General features: G+C 69.5%; 26 protein-coding genes. 19 read left to right on the top strand and 7 right to left on the bottom strand.

All coding sequences use genetic code 11. The features are described from left to right. The 4 genes from GRF61_RS16730 to GRF61_RS16715 all read left to right on the top strand — a co-directional run. On the top strand, positions 1-359 hold a 359-nt coding region (locus GRF61_RS16730), incomplete at its 5' end, for a copper-binding protein (RefSeq protein ID WP_348982415.1). A 195-nt stretch (positions 360-554) separates the two neighbouring features. After that, complete coding sequence (locus GRF61_RS16725) at positions 555-1,277, top strand: response regulator (protein WP_248281289.1); 723 nt, start codon at positions 555-557, stop codon at positions 1,275-1,277. Next, on the top strand, positions 1,277-2,392 hold the full coding sequence (locus tag GRF61_RS16720) for an ATP-binding protein (protein WP_169151767.1): 1,116 nt from the start codon (positions 1,277-1,279) through the stop codon (positions 2,390-2,392). Before GRF61_RS16725 ends, GRF61_RS16720 begins: the two co-directional genes overlap by 1 nt. 121 nt (positions 2,393-2,513) lie before the next feature. Further along, positions 2,514-3,218 (top strand): EF-hand domain-containing protein, encoded by a 705-nt coding sequence (locus GRF61_RS16715; RefSeq protein WP_169151766.1) that lies wholly within the window; start codon positions 2,514-2,516, stop codon positions 3,216-3,218. Between the two features lie 54 nt (positions 3,219-3,272). Here the strand turns inward: GRF61_RS16715 and GRF61_RS16710 are convergent, their stop codons facing one another. Then, positions 3,273-4,184 carry a LysR family transcriptional regulator gene (locus GRF61_RS16710; RefSeq protein WP_169151765.1) on the bottom strand — a complete coding sequence of 304 codons (912 nt, stop codon included), beginning with the start codon at positions 4,182-4,184 and terminating at the stop codon, positions 3,273-3,275. 136 nt (positions 4,185-4,320) lie between these two features. Between GRF61_RS16710 and GRF61_RS16705 the strand changes: the two genes are divergently transcribed. Continuing rightward, entirely contained in the window at positions 4,321-4,959 is a 639-nt protein-coding gene (locus GRF61_RS16705; protein ID WP_169151764.1) for an NAD(P)-dependent oxidoreductase, read from the top strand. A gap of 33 nt (positions 4,960-4,992) precedes the next feature. Here the strand turns inward: GRF61_RS16705 and gcvA are convergent, their stop codons facing one another. After that, positions 4,993-5,964 (bottom strand): transcriptional regulator GcvA, encoded by a 972-nt coding sequence (gene gcvA / locus GRF61_RS16700; protein ID WP_169151763.1) that lies wholly within the window; start codon positions 5,962-5,964, stop codon positions 4,993-4,995. Between the two features lie 115 nt (positions 5,965-6,079). On the opposite strand from gcvA, the gene GRF61_RS16695 reads away from it, so the two are divergent. Beyond that, positions 6,080-6,268: a hypothetical protein gene (locus GRF61_RS16695; RefSeq protein WP_169151762.1), complete on the top strand. Its 189-nt coding sequence runs from the start codon at positions 6,080-6,082 to the stop codon at positions 6,266-6,268. Positions 6,269-6,401: 133 nt separating this feature from the next. Here GRF61_RS16695 and GRF61_RS16690 read toward each other — a convergent pair whose 3' ends face one another. The 4 genes from GRF61_RS16690 to GRF61_RS16675 all read right to left on the bottom strand — a co-directional run bounded on the left by GRF61_RS16690 (position 6,402) and on the right by GRF61_RS16675 (position 9,980). After that, positions 6,402-7,442, bottom strand: coding sequence for a copper resistance protein NlpE N-terminal domain-containing protein (locus GRF61_RS16690; RefSeq protein ID WP_169151761.1), 1,041 nt, complete (start codon positions 7,440-7,442; stop codon positions 6,402-6,404). A 93-nt stretch (positions 7,443-7,535) separates the two neighbouring features. After that, a complete protein-coding gene (locus tag GRF61_RS25200; RefSeq protein WP_246034672.1) occupies positions 7,536-8,426 on the bottom strand; it encodes an adenylate/guanylate cyclase domain-containing protein in 891 nt (296 codons plus the stop codon). A 206-nt stretch (positions 8,427-8,632) separates the two neighbouring features. Next, positions 8,633-9,211 (bottom strand): DNA-3-methyladenine glycosylase I, encoded by a 579-nt coding sequence (locus GRF61_RS16680; protein WP_169151760.1) that lies wholly within the window; start codon positions 9,209-9,211, stop codon positions 8,633-8,635. 19 nt (positions 9,212-9,230) lie between these two features. Further along, a complete protein-coding gene (locus tag GRF61_RS16675; protein ID WP_211166029.1) occupies positions 9,231-9,980 on the bottom strand; it encodes a GntR family transcriptional regulator in 750 nt (249 codons plus the stop codon). A 605-nt stretch (positions 9,981-10,585) separates the two neighbouring features. Between GRF61_RS16675 and GRF61_RS16670 the strand changes: the two genes are divergently transcribed. From GRF61_RS16670 to GRF61_RS16620, 11 genes are all read left to right on the top strand, one after another. Further along, a complete protein-coding gene (locus GRF61_RS16670) occupies positions 10,586-11,911 on the top strand; it encodes an aromatic ring-hydroxylating dioxygenase subunit alpha (RefSeq protein ID WP_169151759.1) in 1,326 nt (441 codons plus the stop codon). Positions 11,912-11,920: 9 nt separating this feature from the next. Then, on the top strand, positions 11,921-13,360 hold the full coding sequence (locus tag GRF61_RS16665; RefSeq protein ID WP_169151758.1) for a glutamine synthetase family protein: 1,440 nt from the start codon (positions 11,921-11,923) through the stop codon (positions 13,358-13,360). Further along, on the top strand, positions 13,360-13,683 hold the full coding sequence (locus tag GRF61_RS16660) for a 2Fe-2S iron-sulfur cluster-binding protein (protein ID WP_169151757.1): 324 nt from the start codon (positions 13,360-13,362) through the stop codon (positions 13,681-13,683). Before GRF61_RS16665 ends, GRF61_RS16660 begins: the two co-directional genes overlap by 1 nt. Positions 13,684-13,708: 25 nt before the next feature. After that, positions 13,709-14,944, top strand: a complete 1,236-nt coding sequence (locus tag GRF61_RS16655) for an FAD-dependent oxidoreductase (RefSeq protein WP_169151756.1) — start codon at positions 13,709-13,711, stop codon at positions 14,942-14,944. Positions 14,945-15,078: 134 nt separating this feature from the next. Further along, positions 15,079-16,263: an ABC transporter substrate-binding protein gene (locus tag GRF61_RS16650; protein ID WP_211166028.1), complete on the top strand. Its 1,185-nt coding sequence runs from the start codon at positions 15,079-15,081 to the stop codon at positions 16,261-16,263. Between the two features lie 25 nt (positions 16,264-16,288). After that, positions 16,289-17,155, top strand: coding sequence for a branched-chain amino acid ABC transporter permease (locus GRF61_RS16645; protein WP_169151755.1), 867 nt, complete (start codon positions 16,289-16,291; stop codon positions 17,153-17,155). Beyond that, positions 17,152-18,195: a branched-chain amino acid ABC transporter permease gene (locus GRF61_RS16640; protein WP_211166027.1), complete on the top strand. Its 1,044-nt coding sequence runs from the start codon at positions 17,152-17,154 to the stop codon at positions 18,193-18,195. The genes GRF61_RS16645 and GRF61_RS16640 overlap by 4 nt, the downstream gene beginning before the upstream one ends. Continuing rightward, positions 18,192-18,947, top strand: a complete 756-nt coding sequence (locus GRF61_RS16635; protein ID WP_169151754.1) for an ABC transporter ATP-binding protein — start codon at positions 18,192-18,194, stop codon at positions 18,945-18,947. Before GRF61_RS16640 ends, GRF61_RS16635 begins: the two co-directional genes overlap by 4 nt. Next, complete coding sequence (locus GRF61_RS16630) at positions 18,947-19,693, top strand: ABC transporter ATP-binding protein (protein WP_169151753.1); 747 nt, start codon at positions 18,947-18,949, stop codon at positions 19,691-19,693. The genes GRF61_RS16635 and GRF61_RS16630 overlap by 1 nt, the downstream gene beginning before the upstream one ends. 34 nt (positions 19,694-19,727) lie before the next feature. After that, the gene (locus GRF61_RS16625) at positions 19,728-20,450 is read left to right on the top strand and encodes a type 1 glutamine amidotransferase (RefSeq protein WP_169151752.1); all 723 of its coding nucleotides are present in this window, start codon (positions 19,728-19,730) and stop codon (positions 20,448-20,450) included. Positions 20,451-20,580: 130 nt separating this feature from the next. Next, the gene (locus tag GRF61_RS16620; protein ID WP_169151751.1) at positions 20,581-21,456 is read left to right on the top strand and encodes an alpha/beta fold hydrolase; all 876 of its coding nucleotides are present in this window, start codon (positions 20,581-20,583) and stop codon (positions 21,454-21,456) included. Between the two features lie 3 nt (positions 21,457-21,459). On the opposite strand, the gene GRF61_RS16615 is transcribed toward GRF61_RS16620, so the two are convergent. Next, entirely contained in the window at positions 21,460-22,908 is a 1,449-nt protein-coding gene (locus GRF61_RS16615; RefSeq protein WP_169151750.1) for an MFS transporter, read from the bottom strand. 215 nt (positions 22,909-23,123) lie between these two features. Between GRF61_RS16615 and GRF61_RS16610 the strand changes: the two genes are divergently transcribed. Together GRF61_RS16610 and GRF61_RS16605 are read left to right on the top strand one after the other, a co-directional pair. Continuing rightward, positions 23,124-24,020 (top strand): helix-turn-helix transcriptional regulator, encoded by an 897-nt coding sequence (locus GRF61_RS16610; protein WP_169151749.1) that lies wholly within the window; start codon positions 23,124-23,126, stop codon positions 24,018-24,020. 75 nt (positions 24,021-24,095) lie between these two features. Next, complete coding sequence (locus GRF61_RS16605; protein WP_169151748.1) at positions 24,096-24,701, top strand: Uma2 family endonuclease; 606 nt, start codon at positions 24,096-24,098, stop codon at positions 24,699-24,701. Positions 24,702-24,757: the final 56 nt, after the last annotated feature.

The following is a 24,757-nucleotide window of genomic DNA, read 5'->3' as shown; positions in this document are numbered from 1 at the left end:
AGCCCGATCTGCGCATGGCCCAGCACGACGATGATCCAGGCCACGCCCAGCATGATGACCACAGCGGGCATGGCAGCCCCGGCGCAATGCACGACCACGGCGCCGCACAACCCGCCACGGCAACAGACGCCAGCGCGGCCCTCAGCGAAGGCACGGTGCGCCGCATCGACAGGAGCGCCGGCAAGATCACCATCGCCCACGGCCCGCTCGCCAACCTCGGCATGCCGGCGATGACCATGGTGTTCACCGCCGCCGACCCCGCCCTGCTGGAGCGCGCTGGCGTCGGTAGCCGGGTGAGGTTCCGTGCCGACCGGGTGGACGGCGCTTTCATCGTCACCGAGATACAGCCGGCCGAGTAAATTCAGGTAAACCTTGCACGGGCGGCCGCGAGCGCCACTCCCGCGCACGCCGCGCCCCTCCTGGCGCCTGGGCTTGCGCCGTGCATGGCGATTTGTATCGGCCCGGATACAAGGCGCAAAGCCGCCAACACAGCCCGCCGCCGCCGCACCACAATCCGCTCCCTGAGCAGCAGCGCACCGCGCGCAGGAGCCCGCTTGAACGCCCCCCATCGCATCCTCATCGTCGACGACGACCCGCAGATCCGCCGCCTCCTGAGCGACTACCTCAGTGGCTTCGGCTTCGACACCGCGGAGGCGGCCGACGGCGCCGCCATGCAGGCCAGCATGGCGGCACGCACGCCCGACCTCGTCATCCTCGACCTCATGCTGCCGGGTGAAGACGGCCTCGCCCTGTGCCGCAAGCTGCGCGCCAACAGCGACATCGCCATCGTGATGCTGACCGCCCGCGGCGAGATCACCGACCGCATCGTCGGCCTGGAACTGGGTGCCGACGACTACGTGGTGAAGCCCTTCGACCCGCGCGAGCTGGTTGCCCGCATCCACACCATCCTGCGCCGGGCCGGCGGCAAATCGCCGCGCAACGCCGGGCAGGATCCCCAGAGCGGCGACATCCGCTTCGACGGCTGGCGCCTCAACCCGCTGACCCGGCTGCTCACCTCGCCCGACAAGCTGGCGGTGCCGCTGTCGAACGCCGAATTCCGCCTGCTGTGGGCCTTCATCCAACGCCCGCGCTGCGTGCTCAACCGCGATCAGCTGATGGACGCCGCCCGTGGCAAGGCCGCCGAGGCCTTCGACCGCAGCATCGATCTGCTGGTCTCCCGCCTGCGCCAGAAGCTGCGCGAAGACCCGCGCCTGCCGCGCCTGCTCAAGACCATACGCGGCGAAGGCTACCTGTTCGACGCCGAGGTGACGCGCTGATGCGGCGGCTGCTACCGGATTCGGTGTTCGGCCGCCTGTTCGGCCTGGTGGCCCTGGCGCTGGTGGTCAGCCACCTGATCGCCGCCGCGCTGCTGGTCTTCATCGCCCCACCCGCCTTCCGCGGCCCGCCGCCGCGTTTCGAAGGCGGCGACATGGTGCGCCCGCCGGAGGCCCGCCAGGACACCCCGCCCGGCCCGCACGGCGGCGAAGGCGCGGAGCGCCGCCACTTCGACCCGGACGAGCCGCCGCGCCCCCTCCCCGGCGCGCCGCTGGGCCTGTGGGTCGGGCTCACCATCCAGTTCATCGCCGTCACCCTGGCCGCCGGCGTCGGCGCGCGCATGATCGCCCGCCCCATCCAGCAGCTGGCCAACGCCGCCGCCCGCCTGGGCGACAACCTCAACAGCCCGCCGGTGGCCGAACAGGGGCCGGAGGAAGCGCGGCAGGCCGCCCGTGTGTTCAACCACATGCAGAACCGCATCCGCGCCCAGCTGGAGGAACGCGAGCGCTTCCTCGCCGCCGTCTCCCACGACCTGCGCACCCCGCTCACCCGCATGAAGCTGCGCATCGAAGCGCCGGTGGACGAAGAAAACCGCAGCCGCCTGCGCGAGGACATCGCCGAGATGGCCGCCATGCTGGACGCCACCCTGGGTTATCTGCGCGGCGAAGCCCACAGCGAGCCCTGGCAGCTGCTGGACGTGCAGGCGCTGGCCGACTCGGTGGCGGAAGACGCCCGCGAGCATGGCGCCGAAGTGGAGGTGCGCGGCACCGCCCGGCCGATACAAGGCCAGCCGACCGCACTGCGCCGCTGCCTGGACAATCTGGTGGACAACGCGGTGCGCTACGGCCAACGCGCCACCATCGTGCTGGACGACCAGCCCACGCAGCTCGTCGTCGAGGTGCGCGACCAGGGGCCCGGCATCCCGGAGAACCGCATCGCCCAGGTCATGGAGCCCTTCGTGCGGCTGGAAGGCTCACGCAACCGCAACTCCGGCGGCGTCGGCCTGGGCCTGTCCATCGCCCGCGACGCGGCGCGGCGCAACGGCGGCGAGCTGGTGCTGCGCAACGCCGCGGAAGGCGGCCTCATCGCCCGCCTGGTACTGCCCCGCCAAAGCTGAAACCTGTGTATCCAACGCGATACCAAGCGGACAAACCCTGACATGGTGGTGCGCATAGAGTGCGCGCGTATCGTCCGCCGCTGTCTCCGACGGGCGCCCACCACCGTTCAGGAGCACCATCATGACCTCGATCAGCAGCACCAGTAGCTACGGCTACACCACCTGGGGCAGCTCATCCTCGAGCAGCCGGGCTTCCAAGATGGCCGAGGACCTCTTCTCGGCACTGGACACCGACGGCCAGGGCTACATCGAACAGAGCGACCTGGAATCCGCCATCTCCAGCCTGGGCACCGAAGGCGCCAGCGCCGAGGACCTGTTCAACGCCCTGGACAGCGACGCCGACGGCAAGGTGACGCAGGACGAGATGAGCGCCACGCTGGAGAAGCTGAGCCAGCAGCTGGACGGCGAATTCAACCGCATGCGCATGGAACAGGGCGGCATGCCGCCTCCGCCGCCACCCCAAGGCGCCAGCGGCGAAGATACCGGCTTCACCCAGGACGAACTGAGCGCGATGGCGAGCGAAGCCAGCGACAACACCGCCAGCAGCCTCTTCAGCACGCTGGCGACCAACTTCGAAGCCGCCGACGCCAATGATGACGGCCGTGTCACCGCCTCGGAAGCAGCCGCTTACCGGGAATCCACCGGCAGCAGCACCAGCCAGAGCGCCAGCGCGGCCGCCACCGGCACCAACGACACCAGCACCAGCTCCGGCAGCAGCGACGGCCAGCTGTTCGCCCGCCTGATGCAGCTCGCCTCCTCCTACGGGACCATAGGCGCCAATGCGGTGGACAATCTGATCGGCTCCAGCATCACCGTCAGCGCCTGATGCCGCACCGCGCTGCCTTGCCCTGCCGGCGGCGGGGCGGGCAGCCTCTCCGCATCAGCCTCTCGCCACTCCCAGCCAGTTGCGATAGAAATCGATGAAGGCCCGCACTCGCGCCGGTACGTGACGACCGGGCGGCAGCACAGCATGAATACCGCCGCGCTTCAGTTGCCAGCCTTCCAGCACCCGCTGCAGCCTGCCGGCCGCCAGCTCCGGCATCACCGAACGCTCGTCCAGCACCGAAATTCCGGCGCCCTCCACCAGCAAGGCCCGCAGCGCCGCCGGGGAATCCACCTTCAGCCGGGCGCTCACCTGCACCGTCGCCGGCTCCACGCCCTCCTGCTCCAGCGTCCAGGTCAGCGGCGTCGGCAGCAAGGTCAGCGCGATCCACTCGTGCTCCGCCAGATCCGTCGGTCGCATCGGCATGCCCTTACGCCGCAGGTAGGTCGGCGCGGCGACGATGTACTGGTCGAAGGCGCGCAGGTAGAGCGCGCGCTGGGACGAATCCCGCAGCCAACCGAGGCGGATGGAGAGGTCTATGCCCTCCTTCACCATGTCCACCACCTTGTCGCTGCTGCGGATCTCCACCTGCACGCCCGGATGCTGGGCGCTGAAATGGGCCACCGCCGGCGCCAGCGACTGGGCGGCGTGGTCCACCGAGGTGGAGATGCGCAGCAGCCCGGCCAGCTCCGCCTCGCCGGCGGAAGCCCGCTCCACCGCCTCCCGCAGTTGATCCAGCAAGGGCCCGCATTCCTCGAACAGGGACTGGCCGGCGGCGGTGAGCGCCACCTGCCGGGTGGTGCGGGTGAACAAGGCGGTGCCCAGCCGCGCCTCCAGCCTCCGCACCTGCAGGCTCAACTGGCCCTTGGCCATGCCCAGGCGCAGCGCGGCCGCGGTGAAGCCGCCGGCCTCGGCCACGGCCGCGAAGATCTGCAAGGCGTTCAGGTCCAGCGTGGTGGGCTTGTTCATGAAAAGGCTCCGGCCGGATTTGTTCTTGAATGAATAACAATCCATTATCCATTCACCCGTTTATCACCTCAATTCCGAAGCGCATGATCTCTTCACCGACGCCGAGCGGCGTCCCAACCTCAGTGGAGAGAATCAAATGAAAGTCGCACTCATCGGCGCTTCCGGCTACATCGGCTCCGGCCTGCGCGAGGAACTGCTCGCCCGCGGCCACCAGGTCACCGCGCTGGTCGGCCACCCGGAAAAACTGCCAGCCCAGCCCGGCCTCACCGGGGTGGCGGTAGACGTGCAGGACGCCAGCGCCCTTGCCGGCCTGCTCAGCGGCCACGATGCAGTCCTCAGCGCCTTCAGCGGCCATGCGCAAGCGGACGTCTATGGCTACTACATCGCCGGCATCCGCAACATCATCGACGCCACCCGCAAGGCCGGCGTGCCCCGCCTACTGGTAGTCGGCGGCGCCGGCAGCCTGGAAGTGGCGCCGGGCGTGCAACTGGTGGATACGCCGGAATTCCCGGCGCAGTGGAAAGGCACGGCGGAAGGCGCGCGGGCGGCGCTGAAGCTGCTGCAGGAAGAGCAGACGCTGGACTGGAGCATGCTGTCGCCGGCGGCGGAGATCTTCCCCGGCGAACGCACCGGCCATTTCCGCCTGGGCGGCGACAGCCTGCTGACCGACGCCGAGGGCAAGAGCCGCGTGTCGGTGGCCGACTATGCCATCGCCTTCGTCGACGAACTGGAGCGCCCCGCCCACGGCCGCCGCCGCTTCAGCGTGGCCTACTGAGGCGGAACGAGACCGCGCGGCGACTCTGCCCGGCTAGAAGCCGGCGCCTTCCATCGCGATGGCGTCGGCATGCACCTCGTTCAGCAACCACTCGCGGAACACTTTCACCGCCGGCAGTTCGGCGGCGGAGTGCTGCATCACCAGGTGGTAGCCGGCGGAGCTCGCCAGCGCCACGTTGAAAGGGGTCACCAGGCGGCCGTCGGCCAGCTCGGCCGACACCATGGGCTTGGGTACCAGCGCCACGCCCAGGCCATCCATCGCCGCAGCGATCGCCAGCGCCGGGTCGGTGAAATGCAGACCGCCACGGGTGCCGATGTCCTCCAGCCCGGCGGCTTTCAGCCACTCCCCCCAGGACGGCCGCTCGCGCAGGTCCAGGATGGTGTCGTCATGGATGAGGTTGTGGAAGCGCAGGTCGCCCGCTTCCTTCAGCGGCGTGCGGGCGCGCAGCAGACGCGGGCTGCACACCGGCGTGTAGCCGGGGCGGAACAGCAACTCGGTGCGGAAGCCGGGATAGCGGCCGGCGCCGAAACGTATCCACAGCTGCGGCCGCTCGCCACGCAGGTCTTCTCCCGGCCCGTCACGGCCGGCGGAGCCGTCGATGGCGCGCAGCGCGCTCGCCAGATGCAACTCGATCGCCGGGTGATCGGCATAGAAGCGGTGCAGCCGCGGCACCAGCCAGCGCGAGGCGAAAGACGGCGGCGCGATCACGTCCAGCCTGCCGCCCGGCGTCCCCGCCATCTCCCTCACCCTTTCCACGCCGGCGGCGAAGCAGTCCAGCCCGGCGGTGATCTTGGGCAGCATCGCCTCGCCTTCCGGCGTCAGCTCCAGCGCGCGCGTCAAACGGCGGAACAGGGACACACCCAGCGCTTCTTCAAGGCCACGGATCTGGTGGCTGATCGCGGTGGGCGTCACCGAAAGCTCCTCCGCCGCATGCTTGAAGCTCAGGTGTCGGGCGGCAGCCTCGAAAGCGCGTAGCGCGTTCAGTGGGGGGAGGCGGTAGGCCATAGCTGAGTTTTTCTCTTTCGTCGCGTGATAAAACGTCGTTTGTTGCGACGCAACAATACCCCTACATTAGCACCGTACCCCCACGACGGGCCAGCCGATTCAAGGAGCATCAAAAATGCGCAAAGACGACGACTTCAACGCCAACGACCTCACCGCCCTCATCATGGAAGCCCGCGGCCTGCGTGCCGAAGCGACCGGCGACATGATCAACGCCGGCTGGAACGCGCTCAAGCGCGTGGTTCGCAACGCGCTGCACAAGGACACCAACACCGCGCTGGCTCAGCAGAAGCTGGTAGTGCGCTGAGCAGCAACCGTTTCAAGGCGGCCCCGTCCGCCGGCTTCGCCCACAAGGCGTAGAAAAAAGGCCCGCGTATCCCGCGGGCCTTTTGCTTTCCTGGCGTTCGCCTGCGGTGGGCCTTCCCTCCCGCCTGCAAAGCTCAGTTTTTCTCTTCCGTCACCGCCATGAAGCGGCCGGCCAGGCGGTCGACCTCGTCGTAGAGGTCCAGCATGCCGCCGGCAACCCGCCAGCTGCGGGCGGCAGTCAGCGCGGCCATCATGCTTTTTTCCACTTCCATGCCCTGGGCGCAGGCCATGCGGGTGGTGAAGCCGGACTCGATCCGCAGCGAGCGCCCCTCGGCGACGTAGCGCGCCACCAGGCGGTTGCAGCCGGTGGCGCCGATAACACGGCCGGTGGGGTCGAATACCACATGCGGCTCCTGCACCAGCCCTTCCTGCACCGGCGTGTCACCCAGGCGGATCAGCTTCCAGTGGGTGCCGGCCAGCGGCGCGTTCGCCAGCGGCGGCAGACAGCTGACGCCGGGGCGGAAGCTGTCGACGGCTTCGACCACCAGGGTGGGCACCGCCGCGCCGCCGTTGCCCGCCGGCCGCGGCTCGATGCGGCCGCGCAGCTGGGTCATCAGCGCCAGGTCCTCGGCGCCTTTCGCCTTGGCGTAAGCCTGCTCCAGCGCCGCGTAACCTTCCGCGCTGGCCACCGGCAGCGGCCGACCGAGCCCGCACTCCTCGAAGGTGGCCGGGCCATTGCCGCGGTGGAACAGGCCGGTGAGCATCAACCGCGGCACCAGCGGCGGCAAGGCGTCATCGCGGCGCAGGTGGTAGTCCAGGCTGGAGACGATGGGCTGAGCCTCGCGGTCCAGCTGCATCAGGCTGCGCTCGTCCTCCACCGAGAAGTAGAGCGGCTGCTCATGGCCGCCGCGCAGCACCAGCGTGCGTTCGTCCGAAGCCATGATCCAGCGGCCAACATGATCGCGCGCACCTTCTTCCCGGTCGCGGTAACGCTCGCGCAGGGCGTAGCTGCCATCGGCGGCGATATCGAGCTGCACCTCGATGCCCGGGCAGTCGGCGCAGGGCAATACCCCGGCGTAGTGGCCAGGCACGGGAGCGGCGGCGAGCGCCTGGCCGGCGAGCAGCGCGAGAGTGGAGGCGATGGCCTTGGGCAGGAAGCGACGGGCTCGGCTCATGCGAGTTCTCCTTGTCTGGCGTGGCACGGGGGACCACGGGAAACGATGCCCAGCCGCGGCGGCTTTTCCCCGTGGCGGTGGCATGAAGCGGAATCAAACGTCGTTGATGACCTGGAAAGTCAGCGTGGGGGCGGTGAAGTCGTCCGGCGTCGCGCCCAGGCCGATTTCGCCCTGGCCATGCAGCACGCAGCTGTCGCGCTTGAGCATGACCGCGGTAGGCGAGGCCGGGAAGCGCACCCAGGTGCCGTTGCTGCTGAAGTCGGTCAGCACGCACTGGCCGCCGCTCCACTCGATGCGGGCGTGCCGGCGCGACACCCGTGGATCGTTGACGATGAAGCCAGCGCCCTCGCCGCGCCCGAGCACCAGCGGACCATCCGGCGGAGCGAGTTCCAGGTGCTGATCGAGGCGGTCCAGGTCCAGCCGCTGCATGGAACGCAGCTGGCTCTGGGCTTCCAGCAGCTCGATCGGGATGGTGAGCGTGCTCTCGGCGGTACGCGCCCAGTCGATGCGCCAGACGCGGATGGGCGCCGCCTTGCCCTTGACCTTGATGCGGTCCAGGCTGTGGCAGGCGATACGGCGGAACTCGGGCAGGCGGTTGAAAGCGGATTCGCCGATCAGTATCTCGTTGGCCTCGGCCCGGTCGGACAGGCGAGCGGCCACGTTCACCGCGTCGCCATAGCTGTCGCCGTCGTGCTCGACGATGGAGCCGTACTCGATGCCGACCTTGAAGCCCAGCGGTGCGGAGCGGAGTTCGCCGAAATTGAGGTCGCGCAGCACGTCCTGCACCCGGGCACAGGCGTCCACCGCAGCGACCGTGTCGTCGAAAAGGACCAGCACGCCGTCGCCGAGGTACTTGACCACGCGCCCGCCTGAACGCGCCAGGTGGGAACCCACGGCCTGCGTACAGCGGGTGACCACGTGGGTGGCAGCGACGTTGCCAGCCGACTCGAACAGACCGGTGCTGCCGGTCAGGTCGGCGAACACGACGGTCCTACCCGATTGCTCCACGCATCTCCTCGTCCGCTAGGTTGCTCGAATGGGCCGGAGGGCCCGGCGGCCGGCCTGAACGGCACAGCGCGCACTACTGGGGCCCGATGCTAACACCGTCCCCGGCGCGCGTCATCGCAGGCCACGAGCGGGCACCGCCGCTGCAGCCGGCGCCAGCCGGCGCCAGCCGGCCGCGGCCGGGCTCACCTACCCAGCATGGCGACTTCGCGGCAGCGGAAACATGAGGCGAAATGATCGTTGACCATGCCGCTGGCCTGCATGAAGGCGTAGCAGATGGTGCTGCCGACGAACTTGAAGCCGCGCGCCTTCAGCGCCTTGCTCATGGCGTCGGAGACGGGGGTGGATGCCGGCAGGCCGGCCATGCCGCCCACCTCGCGCTGCAGCGGCTTGCCGTCGACGAAGCGCCACAGCCACTGCGCCGGATCCACGCCGGCTTCCTCCATCTCCAGCCAGGCCCGGGCGTTCAGCGTGGCCGCCTCGACCTTGGCGCGATTGCGGATGATGCCGGGATCGGCCAGCAGCGCCTGGCGCTTGGCGTCGTCCCAGCGGGCGATGCGCTGGATGTCGAAGCCGTCGTACACCTTGCGATAGTGCTCGCGCTTGCGCAGCACGGTGATCCAGGAGAGTCCGGCCTGGGCGCCTTCCAGCAGCAGCAGTTCGAAGAGCTTGCCGGGATCGCGCTCAGGCACGCCCCATTCCTTGTCGTGGTAGTCGATGTAGAGCGGGTCGCTGCCTGCCCAGCTGCAACGTGTGATCGTCATCGGCAATGGTCTCCCGGAATCAGGGCCGCGGCAGGCGACCGACGTCGGTCATCAGGCGGATGCCCGGCAGCACGTCCGCCACCCGCTCCGGCCGCTCCAGCGCCTCGTCCACGTTCATGCGCGCGATCTGCACATGCTCCTGCGCCAGCGCCTGCACCCGAGCGCCCTGACTACGCTTGATGCCATCGACGATGCCGTGGTGCTGGCGGTGGGCGTAGCGCATCCATTGGTGGCCTTCCTCGTTGTAGGCCGACTGCATCGGCAGCGTGGCGCTGGCGGCGGCGAAGGGCAGGCCGTTCAGCGTGTCCATGGTGCGGATCAGCGCCGAATTGCCGCAGCCCTGCACCAGCAATTCATGGAAGCGGTTGTTCATCTCCTGGTAGATGGCGTAGTCGTCCAGGTCCATGGTCGGCTTGTTCACCGCCTCGTCGCCCTGTTCCAGGCATTCCTCGAACTCGCGCATGAGCTGGCGGGAAGCGCCGCGCTCGGCCAGCAGGCGGGCCGCCATGCCCTCCAGCATGCCGCGCACCTCGATGGCGTCGGCCACCTCCTGGGCGGTGAAGCGGCGCATCTGGTAACCGCCGCCGGCCAGCGGCTCGATCAGCCCTTCGTGCTCCAGCGTGGCCAGCGCGAGGCGCACCGGCGTGCGCGAGGATTCCAGCCGCTCCGCCAGCGGGATCTCCGCCAGGCGTTCGCCGGGCGAGAACGCGCCCTTGAGGATGAGATCGCGCAACTGCACCAGAACGCGGGACTGCTGAGACTGCATCATGGGATTTCTTCCCTGGGATTCATCGTTACCGGGCCGGACCGGCGGCCCGCGCCCCCGGCGGCTGGAAGCGGAGCGGAAGGCCACTCCGGCGCCTCGCGGGCGCTGGCCACTGCAACAGCCAGCGGCGGATTCTACCCGCCCCCCGCCCTTCCGCCTGCGGCTCGCCGCACCGGCATCCAGCCGCACCGGCCGGGTGCCGGCGTGCCCCACGACAGTGCAAGCGACGGCAGCGGCTCCAGCATGCCTGCCGGCCATTGCATACAAGCACGCGAAGCCGCGCAAAACCCGCCTTTTCAGCCACCTGCAAGCCCTGCACATCGCGGCTGCATGCAAGAATACAATACCAAAACACACTGGCTTGGATTTTGCATGCAACAACATGCAAGCGGGCAGAGCACCGGAATGGAGCCGCACTGGAGAATGGCGGGAAAATCGAGCATTCTCGCCGCACGCAAGCCCACTCCCGACTGTGCCGCAGGATATCCGGTCATGTGTACACCTGATAGCCAACAGTCACGAAAATGCAATTTTTGTTGACCTGGATCAAGTGCTGTCTATCATTGCATGCAATTGCATGCAGTACATGACCAACGCTGGAGAACACCATGATCAGTGCCGAACAGAACGATTTGATCACCCGCGTCGGGCCTGAAGCGCCCGCCGGCAAGCTGCTGCGCCGCTACTGGCAGCCGGTGGCGCTCACCGACGAGCTGGCGGGCGAGCGCCCGGTGCGCGCGGTGCGCCTGATGGGCCAGGACTTCGTCCTGTTCCGCGATGAGAAGGGTGAGCTGGGCATGCTGGACCGCGACTGTCCGCACCGCGGCGCCGACCTGGCCTACGGTCGCCTGGAGGGCGGCGGCCTGCGCTGCCCCTTCCACGGCTGGCTGTTCGACACCAAGGGCACCTGTCTGGAAACGCCGGCCGAGCCGGTGGGCAGCAAGCTGTGCACCCGCATCAAGCAGTCCGCCTACCCGGTGGTGGAGAAGAGCGGAATCATCTTCGCCTACCTGGGCGAGGGCGAGCCGCCGGCCTTCCCGGAGTTCGACTGTTTCGTCGCCCCGGACAGCCATGTGTTCGCCTTCAAGGGCCTGTTCGAATGCAACTGGCTGCAGGCACTGGAAGTCGGCATCGACCCCGCCCACGCCTCCTACCTGCACCGCTTCTTCGAGGACGAAAGCACCGACGAGAGCTACGGCAAGCAGTTCCGCGGCGCCTCCGCTGACTCCCAGATCCCGATCACCAAGGTACTGCGCGAGTACGACCGCCCGGAGATCAAGGTGGACAGCACCGACTACGGCCTGCGCCTGACCACGCTGCGCGAGCTGAACGAGAACACCACCCACGTGCGGGTGACCAACGTCGTTTTCCCGCAGGCTTTCGTGATCCCGATGAGTTCGGAGATGACCATCTCCCAGTGGCACGTGCCGGTCGATGACCACAACTGCTACTGGTACGCCATCTTCACCAGCTTCACCGGCCCGGTGAACAAGGAGCAGATGCGCGAGCAGCGCCTGAAGCTGTACGAGCTGCCCGACTACACCTCGCGCCAGAACAAGCGCAACAACTACGGCTACAGCGTCTCCGAGCAGAACACCCAGACCTACACCGGCATGGGCATGGACATCAATGTGCACGACCAGTGGGCGATCGAGTCCCAGGGCACCATCCAGGACCGCACCCGCGAGCACCTGGGCACCACCGACAAGGGCATCATCGCCTACCGCCGCATCCTGGTGGACGCCATCGAGCGCACCCAGGCCGGCGACAGCGTGCCCATGCTGATCGACCAGGCGCAGGCCGCCACCTTCAGCGGCCCGCCCTCCATCGACGGCGTCAACACCAGCGGCAGCGAGCCGGAAACCTACTGGCGCGAGGCCGACCTCAAGCGCCGCCGGGAATCCACCTGGGCCGCTGCGCGGCTGGCGAAGTAAGGAGCCGGCATGGCCAGCTTTGTCGATCGATTCGACGTGTGGACGGCGGAGCAGGCGGCCGCGGCGGATGAAGTCATCCGCCGCATCGACGCCGACGGGCTGGAGCTCGTGCGCTTCGCCTTCCCCGACCAGCACGGCGTGCTGCGCGGCAAGACCCTGGTTGCGGCGGAGGCCAAGTCGGCCCTGCGCAGCGGGGTGAACATGACCACCACGCTGCTCGCCAAGGACACCTCGCACAAGACTGTCTTCCCGGTGTTCGCCACCGGCGGCGGCTTCGACTTCGAGGGCATGCAGGGCGGCGCCGACTTCACCATGGTGGCCGACCCGGCCACCTTCAAGGTGCTGCCCTGGGCCAACCGCACGGGCTGGCTGCTGTGCGACATGTTCATGAGCGACGGCCGGCCCTCGCCGCTGTCCACCCGCAACATCCTGCGCCGCGCGGTGCAGCGGCTGGACGCCCACGGGCTGGAGTTCGTCGCCGGGCTGGAGGTGGAGTTCCACGTCTTCCGCCTCGACGACAAGCGCATGAACCTGGCCGACTCCGGCCAGCCCGGCACGCCGCCGGCGGTGTCGCTGCTGTCGCACGGCCACCAGTACCTCACCGAACAGCGCTACGACGATGTGGACGCGGTGATGGAGCTGCTGCGCGCCAACCTGCAGGGCCTCGGCCTGCCGCTGCGCTCGCTGGAGATCGAATTCGGCCCCAGCCAGTTCGAGCTCACCTTCGGCCCCACCGTCGGCCTCGCGCCGGCGGACGCCATGGTGCTGCTGCGCAGCGCGGTGAAGCAGGTGTGCCGCCGCCACGGCTACCACGCCACCTTCATGTGCCGGCCCAAGATCCCCAACGTGATGTCCAGCGGCTGGCACCTGCACCAGTCCCTGCGCCACAAGGGCAGCGGCACCAACGCCTTCATCCCGGAAGCCGCCGGCCAGGACCTGAGCGACGCCGGCCGCCACTACCTCGGCGGCCTGCTGAGCCACGCTTGCGCCTCGGCCGCGCTCGCCAGCCCCACCATCAACGGCTACCGCCGCTACCGCCCCTTCTCCCTGGCGCCCGACCGCGCGGTGTGGGGCCGGGACAACCGCGGCGCCATGCTGCGGGTGCTGGGCGGCGTCGGCGATGCCGGCACCCGGATCGAGAACCGGATCGGCGAACCCACCGCCAATCCCTATCTCTACCTCGCCTCCCAGCTCTTCTCCGGGCTGGACGGCCTGGAGCGCAGGCTGGACCCCGGCCCCTCGGCGGACGCACCCTACGAAACCCCGGCGGAGCAGCTGCCCCGCACCCTGGGCGACGCGCTGGAGTGCCTGCGCGCGGATGCCTACCTCTGCGAACAACTCGGCCAGCGCTTCGTGGACTACCTGTGCCACATCAAGCACGCCGAAATCGCCCGATTCAACCTCGAGGTCTCCGAATGGGAGCACCGCGAGTATTTCGAGATGTTCTGATGCCCACGATCAACTACATCCTCAAGGACGGCAGCACCCGCGCGGTGGATGCGCCCGCCGGCCTCAGCGTCATGGAAGCCGCCATCCGCGCCAACATCCGCGGCATCGACGCCGAATGCGGCGGCTGCTGCTCCTGTGCCACCTGCCATGTGTACGTGGACGAGGCCTTCCTCGACCGCCTGCCGCCGGCCGACGACATGGAGCAGGAGCTGCTGGAAGGCGTGGCCGCCGAGCGCCGCCCCACCAGCCGCCTGAGCTGCCAGCTGCCGATGAGCGCCGAGCTGGACGGCATCATCATCACCGTGCCGGCCACCCAGGCCTGAACGGCGACGCCCCGTGGAGACCGCCATGAACGCACGCGCCGCCCTGCTCATCGCCGGCGCCTCCTATGCCGGCCTGCAGCTGGCCGCCAGCGCCCGCAACCTCGGCTTCGAGGGCCGCATCGTCATGGTCGGCGACGAAGCCCTGCCGCCCTACCAGCGCCCGCCGCTGTCCAAGGGCCTGCTCACCGGCAAGAGCACGGTGGAATCGCTGCCGGTGAAGAGCGAGGCGTTCTACAGCGAGAGCGGCATCGAACTGCTGCTCGGCCGCCGCGTCGCCGCGCTGGCGCCGGAGCGGCAGCAGGTGACGCTGGACGACGGCAGCAGCCTGGAATACGACTGGCTGGCGCTCACCACCGGCGCCCGCTGCCGGCCACTGCCGGTGCCCGGCGCCGGCCTGGCCGGCGTGCTGGAAGTGCGCACGGTGGATGACGCGCTGCGGCTGGATGCCGCGGCGGGCGGCGCCCACCGCGCCTGTATCATCGGCGGCGGCTTCATCGGACTCGAAGTCGCCGCCGCCCTCGCCGGCCGCGGGCTGGACGTCACCGTGGTCGAGGCGCTGCCGCGCCTGCTCGCCCGCGCGGTCACGCCGCAGATGAGCGCCTTCGTCGAAGACCTGCACCGCCGCAACGGCGTCGGCTTCGCCTTCGGCCAGGCCGTTTCCGCACTGCATGGCGACAACGGCAAGGTGTGCGCGGTGGAGCTGGCCAGCGGCGAGCGCATCGACTGCGACCTGGTGGTGGTCGGCATCGGCGTGATTCCCAACACCGGGCTGGCCGAGGCCGCCGGCATCGCCTGCGCCAACGGCATCCTCACCGACGGCCTGGGGCAGACCTCCGCGCCCCGCGTGCTGGCCGCCGGCGACTGCGCCGCCTTCCCCAACCCCTACGCGCCCGATCCGGCGCGGCCGATACGGCTGGAATCCATCCAGGCAGCCAACGACCTCGCCCGCGCCGCCGCCAGCCTGCTGGTGGGCGCGCCGCAGCCCTACGCCTCGGTGCCCTGGTTCTGGAGCGACCAGTACGACGCCAAGCTGCAGATGGCCGGCCTGATGGCGGCGGACGACGAAGTGGTGGTCCGCGGCGATCCCGCCAGCGGCCGCTTCACCGTGTTCTGCCTGCGCAATGGACGCATGGCGGCGGTGCATACTGCCAGCCGCCCAGCCGAGCACATGCTGGGGCGCAAGCTGGTTGCCGCCGGCGCCAGCGCCACCGCAGCGCAGCTGGCAGACGAATCCTTCGATCTCAAGTCCCTGCTCGCCTGAGGCGCGCCGGTACGAGGGAACAAGTGATCCTGCCGCCACGCTAGCGCGCAGGACGATGTACCGGCGGACGACCTCCGCCGGGCCGCCAACCCCCCGCCCCACAGAGATAGGGGCATCATGAAGTGGAGATTCCCATGATGAAGAAAGCAGGCCTGCTGGCCGCCCTCGCACTAGCGGGAGCGAGCCTGGCGAACGTTGCCGTTGCCGCCGACGATCCTCTCCGCATCGGCGTCATCGCAACCTTCTCCGGCCCCTACGCCGACTATGGCCGTCAGTTCGACGCCGGCATCCAGCTCTACCTCAAGGAACATGACGGCAAGATCGCCGGCAAGAAGGTGGAGATCGTGAAGAAGGACACCGCCGGCCCCGGCCCGGACGCGGCCAAGCGCTTCGCCCAGGAGCTGATCGTGCGCGACAAGGTGAACTTCATCACTGGCCTGGACTTCAGCCCCAACGCCTACGCCATCGCCCCCATCGTCACCCAGGCCAAGATCCCGACGGTGGTGATGAACGCCTCCTCCTCGGCGATCACCACCAGCTCGCCCTACATCGCCCGCGTGTCCTTCACCGTGCAGCAGGATTCCGCGCCGATGGCGCAGTGGATGCTGAAGAACGGCATCAAGGAAACCTATGTGGTGGTGGCCGACTACGCCTCCGGCACCGACGCCCACAACGCCTTCGAGAAGGCCTTCGCCGCCGGCGGCGGCAAGGTGGTCGGCAGCGTGCGCACGCCGATGAACAACCCGGACTTCTCCGCCTACGTGCAGCGCATCAAGGACGAGAAGCCGCAGTCGGTGTTCTTCTTCTTCCCCTCCGGCGTGATGCCCCCGGCCTTCCTCAAGGCCTGGAAGGAACGTGGCCTGGACGAAGCCGGCATCAAGCTCTTCGCCACCGGCGAAGCCACCGACGACAGCTACCTGCAGGCCACCGGCGACGTGGCGCTGGGCCTCATCACCAGCCACCACTACTCCTACGCCCACCCGTCCGAGCTGAACAAGAAGTTCGTGAAGAACTTCTACGCCGCCTTCGGCAAGGAGATGCGCCCCAGCTACTTCGCCGTCAGCGCCTATGACGGCATGGCCGCCATCGCCGGCGCGCTGGAGAAGACCAAGGGCGACATCAGCGGCGACAAGGTCATGGAAGCGCTCAAGGGCCTGAAGCTGGAGAGCCCGCGCGGCCCGATCGAGATCGACGCCGCCACCCGCGACATCGTGCAGACGGTCTACATCCGCAAGGTGGAGAAGGTCGACGGCGAGCTGGTGAACGTCGAGTTCGACAAGTTCGAGCGGGTCAAGGACCCAGCCAAGGAAGCCCAGTAACCCGCCATACGGAGGCACGCACCAGATGCTTGCGATACTGCTCACCGTCCTGTTCGACGGTCTGGCCTACGGGATGCTGCTGTTCCTGATCAGCATCGGCCTCTCCGTGACGATGGGGATGATGGGGTTCGTCAACCTCGCCCATGGCGCCTTCGCCATGTTCGGTGGGTATGTCGCGACCACCTTGATGCAGCGGGCCGGGGTGCCCTTCCTGGTCACCCTGCCCGTCGCCTTCGCCGTGGTGGCGCTCGCTAGCATCGTCGTCGAGCGCCTGCTGTACCAGCGCCTGTACCGGCGCGGCCCGCTGGACCAGGTGCTGTTCACCGTCGGCCTCACCTTTATGTCGGTGGCCGGCATCACCTGGTTCTACGGCCCCAGCCAGCAGCCGGTGGTACTGCCCGCCTTCCTGCAGGGCCAGGTCAACCTCCTCGGCCTGGAAGTGGGCATCTTCCGCCTGTTCCTGGTCGCCGTCGGCCTGCTGGTCGCCGCCGCGGTGGTGCTGGGCGTGGAGCGCACCCGCTTCGGCGCCAAGATCCGCGCCGCGGTGGATAACCCGGTGATGGCCACCGGCCTGGGCATCAACGTCGGCGGCGTGTTCGCCCTCACCTTCGCCATCGGCAGCGGCCTCGCCGGCCTGGGCGGGGCGCTGGGCATCCAGATCCTCGGCCTCACCCCGGCCTTCCCGCTGAAGTACCTGGTGCTCTTCCTCATCGTCGTCTCGGTCGGCGGCCTGGGCTCGGTCGGCGGCGCGCTGCTGGCGGCCTGCGTGGTCGGCGTCATCGACATGATGACCAAGTACTTCCTGCCCGAAATCGGCTCCTTCATCATTTACGCAGTCATGGTCGCCCTGCTGATGTGGCGTCCGCACGGCCTGCTGGGAAAGAAATCGTGACCCCATCCTGTCCCCCCTCCACCGCCGAGGCCGGCTGGCTGCGGCGGCGCGGCGGCGAGATCGCCCTGTGGCTCGCGGTGCCGCTCGCGGTCGCCCTGTTCCTCCCCGAGTACTACCTGCTCGCCACCCACGTCGCCGCGCTCGGCCTGTTCGCGCTGTCGCTCGACCTGCTGGTGGGCTACGCCGGCCTGCTTTCGCTGGGCCACGCCATGTTCTTCGGCATCGGCGCCTACACCGCCGGCCTGCTGGCTGTGCATGGCTGGGGCGAACCCATTTCCGGCCTGCTGATCGCCGCGCTGGTGGCCGGCCTGCTCGGCCTCATCACCAGCTTCGCGGTGCTGCGGGTGCAGCACCTGGCGCAGTTGATGGTGACGCTGGGCTTCGGCCTGCTGGTGTTCGAGGCCGCCAACCGCGCGCGCTGGCTCACCGGCGGCGACGATGGCCTGCAGGGCATGGTGGTATCGCCGGTGCTGGGCATGTTCGAGTTCGACCTGTTCGGCCAGACCGCCTTCTTCTACACCTTCGTGGTGCTGGCGCTGTGCTTCATCGTCGCCACCCGGATCATAGATTCGCCCTTCGGCCTCACACTGGAAGGCCTGCGCGAGAACCCGAAGCGGATGGCGGCCATCGGCACGCCGACCGCCGCCCGCCTGCGCCAGGCCTATGTGTTCGCCGCCATCTTCGCCGGCATCGCCGGCGCGCTGATGGCGCAGACCAGCCAGTTCGTGGCGCTGGAAACGCTGTCCTTCGGCCTCTCCGCCGAGGTGCTGATCATGCTGCTGCTGGGCGGCGCCGGCCACCGCTACGGCGGCCTGGTGGGCGCGGCGGTGTTCGTGATCGCCCGCGACCTGCTGTCCGACCTCAACCCGCAATACTGGCAGTTCGGCGTCGGCGGCGTGATGGTGCTGGTGGTGCTGTTCGCCCCCGGCGGCGTGCTCGGCATCCTGCGCTCGCTGCGCCAGCGCCTGATGCCGGTGGCCAGGACCAGCACCACCAAGGCGGTGCCCGCCACCCCCGCAACCAAGGGAGGTACGGCATGAGCATCGCCCTCACCACCACCGGCCTGAGCAAGAACTACGGCGCGCTGCAGGTCACCCGCGCGGTGAACTTCAGCCTGCCGATGGGCGCCCGCCATGCGCTGATCGGCCCCAACGGCGCCGGCAAGACCACCTTCATCAACCTGCTCACCGGCACCGTGCCCGCCACCAGCGGCAGCATCACCCTGCTGGGCGAGGACATCACCGGCCAGCGGCCGGACCAGCGCGTCAAGCGCGGGCTGGCGCGCACCTTCCAGGTCACCTCGCTGTTCCCGGAGCTGACGCCGATGCAGTCGGTGACGCTGGCGGTGTGCGAGCGCCTGGGCCTGACCGCGCGCTGGTACAAGCGCACCGGCGAGCACCGCGCGGCGCTGGACGAGGCGGCGGAAATCCTGGCGCAGCTGCGCCTGGGCCACGTCGGCCACCTGCTCACCCGCACCCTGCCCTACGGCCAGCAGCGCATCGTCGAAGTGGCGGTGGCGCTGGCGCTGCGGCCGCGGGTGCTGCTGCTGGACGAGCCGGCCGCCGGCATTCCCTCCGGCGAGAGCGCCGAGCTGTTCGAGGTGATCGCCGAGCTGCCGGAAGACATCTCGCTGCTCTTCATCGAGCACGACATGCACCTGGTGTCGCGCTTCGCCAGCCGCGTCACCGTGCTGGTGGCCGGCGGCATCCTGGCCGAAGGCACGCCGGCCGAGATCATGGCCAATCCCGAGGTGCGCACGGTGTATCTCGGCAATTCGGAGGGCCACGCCTGATGAGCACCGCTGTTTCCGCCGCGCCGGCGGCAAGCGCCACCGGCGACACGCCGCTGCTGCGCCTGGAAGGCGTGAGCGCCGGCTACGACCGCGCCATCATCCTGGAAGACATCAACCTCACCCTGGCCGAGGGCGAAACGCTGGCCCTGCTGGGCCGCAACGGTGTCGGCAAGAGTACGCTGATCGCCACTCTGATGGGCGCCACCGTGCTGCGCGGCGGCCGCATGCAATGGCGCGGCGGCGACCTGGTCGCCGTGCCGGCGCACCGCCGCTCCGCCGCCGGCCTCGGCTGGGTGCCGCAGGAACGCTGGATTTTCCCTTCGCTGACGGTGCGCGAGAACCTCGCCGTCACCGCCCGGCCGGGCAAGTGGACGCTGGAGAAGGTGTATGACCTGTTCCCGCGCCTGCAGGAGCGCGAGGACAACATGGGCACCCAGCTCTCCGGCGGCGAACAGCAGATGCTGGCCATTGCCCGCGCGCTGCTGCTCAACCCGCGCCTGCTGCTGCTGGACGAACCGCTGGAAGGCCTGGCCCCGGTGGTGGTGGAGGAGCTGGTGCGCGCCATCGGCCAGATGACGCTGGACCGCGACCTCTCCTTCATCCTGGTGGAGCAGCACGCCCGCCAGGCGCTGGAGCTGACCAGCAAGGCGGTGGTGATGGACCGCGGCCGCATCATCTACGACGGCGCCAGCGACACCCTGTTGCACAATCCGGACCATCTGAATCAACTGATGGGGTTCGCCTGATGTCGCAGCAATCCGTTCGCCGGGGAAGCCGGCCATGAAGCCGGTCGCCATCTTCCAGCACACCGAGGTGGGCGCCCCCGGCGCGCTGCCGGCGGTGCTGGAGCAGCTCGGTGTTCCCTCGGTGGTGATCCCGCTGGTGGACGGCGCGCCGGTGCCGGCCTCCCCTTCCGCATACTCCGGCCTGGTGTTCATGGGCGGCTACATGGGCGTGAACGACGGCCTGCCGTGGATGGAGCAGGAGTTCCAGCTCATCCGCGAGGCCGACCGCCAGGGCATCCCGGTGGCCGGCCACTGCCTCGGCAGCCAGATCCTCGCCCATGCGCTGGGCGCACAGGTGCGGCGCAACCCGCGCCGGGAAATCGGCTGGCAGCGCATCAAGGTTGCCGCCGTGCCCTACGCGGCGGAGTGGTTCGGCGGCGACGCCGGCGCCGAGATCCCGGTGTTCCAGTGGCACGGCGACACTTTCGAGCTGCCGCCGGGCGCGGTGCTGCTGGCGAGCAGCGCCGACTGCCCGCACCAGGTCTTCGTCGCCCGCGACCGCCACCTCGGCATGCAATGCCACCTCGAGATGACGCCGGCCCTCATCGAACTGTCGGTGGAGCGCAACGGCCACGAGATCGACCGCGAACTCGCCGCCGGCAACCCGGCGGTCAGCAGCCGCGCCGAAACCCTGCGCGACGCCGACAACCGCAGCGCCGCCATGCATGCGGTGATGAAACGGCTGTACCAGCGCTGGAGCCGCAAGCTGGCGCGGTGAACGCCGGCCTGGCGGCGGACGCCACCGCCCCGCCGCCACGCGGCCGGCCTGCACTGCGGCGCCGCTTGGGGCTATCCTGATGTCACACCAGCGGCCGGGCACAAGGCCGCCTACATCAGGAGACCCCATCATGAGCGACACCCGCCAGCCTTCGTCCGCCCTGCCTTTCCTGCTCGTTCATGGCGCCTGGCACGGCGCCTGGACCTATGAGCGCATCATCCCGCTGCTGGCCGCGCGCGGCCATGCCGCCGTCGCCTGCGACCTGCCGGCCCACGGCCTCAACGCCCGCTTCCCCGCCACCTACCTGGAGCAGCCGCAGCGGCCGGCCAAGCTCGCCACCGAAACCTCGCCGCTGGCCGGCGTCACCCTCAACGACTATGTGGACGCCACCCTCGCCACGCTGCAGCGTCTGCGCGGCCTGGGCCACGAGAAGGTGGTGCTGGTCGCGCACAGCATGGGCGGCATCGTCGCCAGCGCGGTGACGGAACGGGCGCCGGAGGCCATCGCCCATCTCGTCTATCTCACCGCCTTCATGCCGGAATCCGGCGTGCCGGCGGTGAGCTACATCGATGCGCCGGAGAACGAGGGCCAGCGGGTGGGCGGCCTGTTCGTCGCCGACCCCAGCGCGGTCGGCGCGCTGCGCATCAACCACCGCAGCGCCGACGAGGCCTACCGCGCCGCCAACAAGGCCGCCTTCTACGGCGATGTGGACGACATCGCCTACGCCGCCGTCGCCAACCTGCTGACGCCGGACGTGCCGGTCGCGCCCTTCGCCACCCCGGTCGCCACCACCGCCGCGCGCTGGGGCGCGGTGCCGCGGCACTACATCCGCTGCCTGCAGGACCAGGCGATACGCCCGGCGCTGCAGCAACGCTTCATCGCCGCCGCCGACGCCTTCGTGCCGGCCAACCCCACCCGGGTACATACGCTGGACGCCAGCCATTCGCCCTTCATGTCGCAGCCGCAGGCGCTGGCGGCGCTGCTGGCGGACATCGCGGAAAGCTGAGGTTCAGGCCGGGCAGCGGCGGCTGCGACGGCCGTGGAACACCAGCGCGCTGCTCACCAGCATCAGCATCAACACCAGCTCGGAGCCCAGCGCCGCCAGCACCGCCTGGCGGTAGTCGCCACCGCCGTGCAGCACCTGGGCGAACACCGCGCCTATAAGCGCCGCGCCCAGGCCGAAGGCCGCCTGCTGCACGGTGGACAGCATGGCCGCACCGGCGCCGGCCTGCTGCTGCGGCACGTCCGACAGGCCGATGCGGAAGAAGCTGCCGACGATGAAGGCCTGGCCGAAACCGATCAGGCAGGTCGCCGGCATCAGGTTGAGCACGCCCGGCTGCGGCCACACCCGTTCGAAGGTCAGCATCAGTGCCAGCAGGCCGCTCATCTGGATCAGGCAGCCGACGATCAGCGTACGCGCCTGCCCCAGCCGCGCCGACACCCGCGCGCTCAGCAGCGAGGAGACGAAGTAGGACGCGCCCAGCGCGATGAAGGCATTGCCGGACTCGAAGGGCGACAGGCCGGCGCCGCTCTGCAAGGTCAGCGCCACCGCGAACATGAAGCCGCTCCAGCCGGAGAAGAACAGGACGGCCACCAGCAGGCCGAAGCCGACGCTGGGCAGGCGCAGCAACTCCGGCGGCAGCAGCGGATGACCGCCGCGGCGCGCCTGCTCCTGCTCCACCCGCCACAGCGCGGCCAGCAGCGGCAGCACCGCCGCCAGCAAGGCCAGGCAGGGCCAGGACCAGCGCAGGCCGGGGCCCAGCGTCAGCGCCAGCAGCAGGCAGACGATCAAGGTCGCCAGCAGCAGCGTGCCCGGCCAGTCGATGGCGGCGCAGCCCTCGCGCCGCGTCTCCGGCACCCAGCGCCGGCTGCAGGCGAGCACGCCTAGGCACAGCGGCAGGTTGATCAGGAACACGCTGCGCCAGCCCAGGCCGGCGACGTCGGCCGAAATCAGGAAGCCGCCCAGCACCTGGCCGACGATGAAAGAAAGGCCGCCGATGGCGCCGTAGTAGCCCAGCGCCCGCGAGTGCGCATGGCCCTGCAGCGTCACATGAATGGTGGCGAGGATCTGCGGCACGATCAGCGCCGCCGCCACGCCCTGCAGCGCCCGCGCCGCCAGCAGCTGCCACACCGCCTGCGCCAGCCCGCACAACAGCGAAGACACGAAGAACAGCGCCACGCCCCACTCGAACACCCGCCGCCGGCCCAGCTTGTCGCCCAGCCGGCCACCCATCGCCAGGCACACGGCGAAGGCCACGCCATAGGCGGCGATGATGAGTTCCAGCCCGGTGGCGTCGGCGTTCAGCGAACGGGCAATGGCGTCCAGCGCCACGTTGACGATGGTGAAGTCGATCTGCGGCAGCAGCTGGCCGGCCAGCAGCACGGTCAGGCCGGCCATGCTCAGCCGGGGTGTCGCGGCGCGCGGTGCAGCCTGGGGAGTGGAGGCGATTCGGGACATGGCAGCAAACTCGGAATGCCGTTTCCGGCAAGATGGCCGGAGTATGCGCGGCGCGGTAAACTGGTACCAGACTCTGTCTATCCTAGGACTGGCACCACCAGTCAGCGCAGCGACGGAGCCGGTGCAGACCGCGCCCCCAGCCCTGCGCAACCCTTTCTCGCCAGCGAGCTGCGCGGACACCTCCCCGCCCACGCTCTTCCATACGGACCGCCGCCATGAGCCTCGTCGCCTCCCCGCCCGCCGCCAGCGCCACAGCTCCATCGTCCACCCCGTCGGCCGCCGCGGAAATCACCCCGCGCAACCGCGAGCTGGGCGCCTTCCTGCGTGCCCGCCGCGAGAACCTGGAGCCGGCGCGCGTCGGCCTGCCGCGCATCGGCCGCCGCCGCACGCCCGGCCTGCGGCGGGAAGAGGTGGCCCAGCTCGCCAACGTCAGCGCCTCCTGGTACACCTGGCTCGAACAAGGCCGGCCGGTGCATCCCTCCATGCAGGTGCTGTACGCCATCGCCGAAGCCCTGCAATGCAGCGAGGCCGAGACGCGTCACCTGCTGTCGCTGGCCGGCTTCCCCCAGGCCGGCCTGCCCAAGAGCCGCGTATGCACCCGGCTCTCCGCCGCCGCCCGGGCCATCCTCGACCGCCTGGAGCCCTTCCCGGCGGTGATCCAGAACCCGCGCTACGACATCCTCGGCTTCAACGCCGCCTACTGCGAACTGGTGGGCGTGGACCTCGCCAGCGTGCCGGCGGACGAGCGCAACTGCATCTACCTGGCCTTCACCAACCCCGCCTGGCGCGCCCACCTCGCCGACTGGGAGCAGGTGATGCCGCAGCTGGTCGCCTCCTTCCGCGCCGCCATGGCCGACCACCTGGACGACCCCGTCTGGAACGCCGATCTGCAGCGCTACCTCGCCATCTCCGAGGAATTCCGCGAAACCTGGCAGCGCTACGAAGTTCGCAGCGTGGAAAACCACCGCAAGCGCTTCCGCCGCGCCGACGGCAGCTTCGTCGAGCTGCAGCAGATGAACTGGTGGTCTGCCCCACGCAACGGCGAGCGCCTGCTGGTGTATGTGCCGGTGGAGACGGAGAGCCTGGCCTGCGGCGGCGAGGGCACGGCCTGAGCGGCAGCGCCCCTGCTGCGGCCCGGCCGCCACATGCCGCATAATCGCCCGAGCACCACGCCTGCGAGGCCGACCATGGGATACGCACAGCAAGGCTCGCCGCTGACCGCGGCCGAATACCTGGCCTGGGAAGAGACCCAGGAGCAGCGCCACGAATACCTGCACGGCGAGGTCTTCGCCATGGCCGGCGCGGAGGATCGCCATGTCACCGTGGCCGGCAACATCTTCGTTGCCCTGCGCCAGCACCTGCGCGGCAGCGCCTGCCAGACCTACATCAGCGACATGCGGCTGCACGTCGAAGCCGCCAATGCCTATTTCTATCCCGACGTGATGGTCACCTGCGACGCCGCCGACCACGCCAGCCGGCTGTCCAAGGCCCATCCGCTGCTGGTCGTCGAGGTGCTCTCGCCCGCCACCGGCAACTACGACCGCGGCGACAAGTTCGCCCACTACCGCCGCCTGGCCAGCCTGCGCGAATACGTGCTGGTGGACATCGACCGCCGCGCCACCGACGTCTACCGCAAGGGCGCCGACGGCCTGTGGGTGCTGCACCCCTACGCTGGCGAGGAAGCGGTGGAGTTCGCCAGCGTGGAGCTGCGCCTGGCTGCGGGCGAGCTGTTCGCCGATGTCGGCGAGGTGGTGGAAGCGGCCGCCGACTCTCGTCCTGTCCAGGGAAACTGATTACGCGCGGAGAGGCGCGCCTTGCTCCCACTCCCCGCCCTCTTTCACGCCCCCCG

Origin of the sequence: Azoarcus sp. TTM-91 (assembly GCF_012911025.1) — a bacterium.
Lineage (GTDB): Bacteria > Pseudomonadota > Gammaproteobacteria > Burkholderiales > Rhodocyclaceae > Azoarcus.
This window is presented reverse-complemented; position numbering and strand designations above follow the sequence as displayed.

What these genes read in the sequence shown, in the direction of transcription:
- GRF61_RS16705 (WP_169151764.1), top strand. Translation starts at nt 4,321, where the DNA reads ATGAAAGTCGCACTCATCGGCGCTTCCGGCTACATCGGCTCCGGCCTG.
- GRF61_RS16720 (WP_169151767.1), top strand. Translation starts at nt 1,277, where the DNA reads ATGCGGCGGCTGCTACCGGATTCGGTGTTCGGCCGCCTGTTCGGCCTG.
- GRF61_RS16645 (WP_169151755.1), top strand. Translation starts at nt 16,289, where the DNA reads ATGCTTGCGATACTGCTCACCGTCCTGTTCGACGGTCTGGCCTACGGG.
- GRF61_RS16680 (WP_169151760.1), bottom strand. Translation starts at nt 9,211, where the DNA reads ATGACGATCACACGTTGCAGCTGGGCAGGCAGCGACCCGCTCTACATC.
- GRF61_RS16660 (WP_169151757.1), top strand. Translation starts at nt 13,360, where the DNA reads ATGCCCACGATCAACTACATCCTCAAGGACGGCAGCACCCGCGCGGTG.
- GRF61_RS16715 (WP_169151766.1), top strand. Translation starts at nt 2,514, where the DNA reads ATGACCTCGATCAGCAGCACCAGTAGCTACGGCTACACCACCTGGGGC.
- GRF61_RS16650 (WP_211166028.1), top strand. Translation starts at nt 15,079, where the DNA reads ATGATGAAGAAAGCAGGCCTGCTGGCCGCCCTCGCACTAGCGGGAGCG.
- GRF61_RS16655 (WP_169151756.1), top strand. Translation starts at nt 13,709, where the DNA reads ATGAACGCACGCGCCGCCCTGCTCATCGCCGGCGCCTCCTATGCCGGC.
- GRF61_RS16690 (WP_169151761.1), bottom strand. Translation starts at nt 7,442, where the DNA reads ATGAGCCGAGCCCGTCGCTTCCTGCCCAAGGCCATCGCCTCCACTCTC.
- GRF61_RS16630 (WP_169151753.1), top strand. Translation starts at nt 18,947, where the DNA reads ATGAGCACCGCTGTTTCCGCCGCGCCGGCGGCAAGCGCCACCGGCGAC.
- GRF61_RS16675 (WP_211166029.1), bottom strand. Translation starts at nt 9,980, where the DNA reads ATGATGCAGTCTCAGCAGTCCCGCGTTCTGGTGCAGTTGCGCGATCTC.
- GRF61_RS16620 (WP_169151751.1), top strand. Translation starts at nt 20,581, where the DNA reads ATGAGCGACACCCGCCAGCCTTCGTCCGCCCTGCCTTTCCTGCTCGTT.
- GRF61_RS16615 (WP_169151750.1), bottom strand. Translation starts at nt 22,908, where the DNA reads ATGTCCCGAATCGCCTCCACTCCCCAGGCTGCACCGCGCGCCGCGACA.
- GRF61_RS16710 (WP_169151765.1), bottom strand. Translation starts at nt 4,184, where the DNA reads ATGAACAAGCCCACCACGCTGGACCTGAACGCCTTGCAGATCTTCGCG.
- GRF61_RS16695 (WP_169151762.1), top strand. Translation starts at nt 6,080, where the DNA reads ATGCGCAAAGACGACGACTTCAACGCCAACGACCTCACCGCCCTCATC.
- GRF61_RS16635 (WP_169151754.1), top strand. Translation starts at nt 18,192, where the DNA reads ATGAGCATCGCCCTCACCACCACCGGCCTGAGCAAGAACTACGGCGCG.
- GRF61_RS16625 (WP_169151752.1), top strand. Translation starts at nt 19,728, where the DNA reads ATGAAGCCGGTCGCCATCTTCCAGCACACCGAGGTGGGCGCCCCCGGC.
- GRF61_RS16610 (WP_169151749.1), top strand. Translation starts at nt 23,124, where the DNA reads ATGAGCCTCGTCGCCTCCCCGCCCGCCGCCAGCGCCACAGCTCCATCG.
- gcvA (WP_169151763.1), bottom strand. Translation starts at nt 5,964, where the DNA reads ATGGCCTACCGCCTCCCCCCACTGAACGCGCTACGCGCTTTCGAGGCT.
- GRF61_RS16605 (WP_169151748.1), top strand. Translation starts at nt 24,096, where the DNA reads ATGGGATACGCACAGCAAGGCTCGCCGCTGACCGCGGCCGAATACCTG.
- GRF61_RS16670 (WP_169151759.1), top strand. Translation starts at nt 10,586, where the DNA reads ATGATCAGTGCCGAACAGAACGATTTGATCACCCGCGTCGGGCCTGAA.
- GRF61_RS16665 (WP_169151758.1), top strand. Translation starts at nt 11,921, where the DNA reads ATGGCCAGCTTTGTCGATCGATTCGACGTGTGGACGGCGGAGCAGGCG.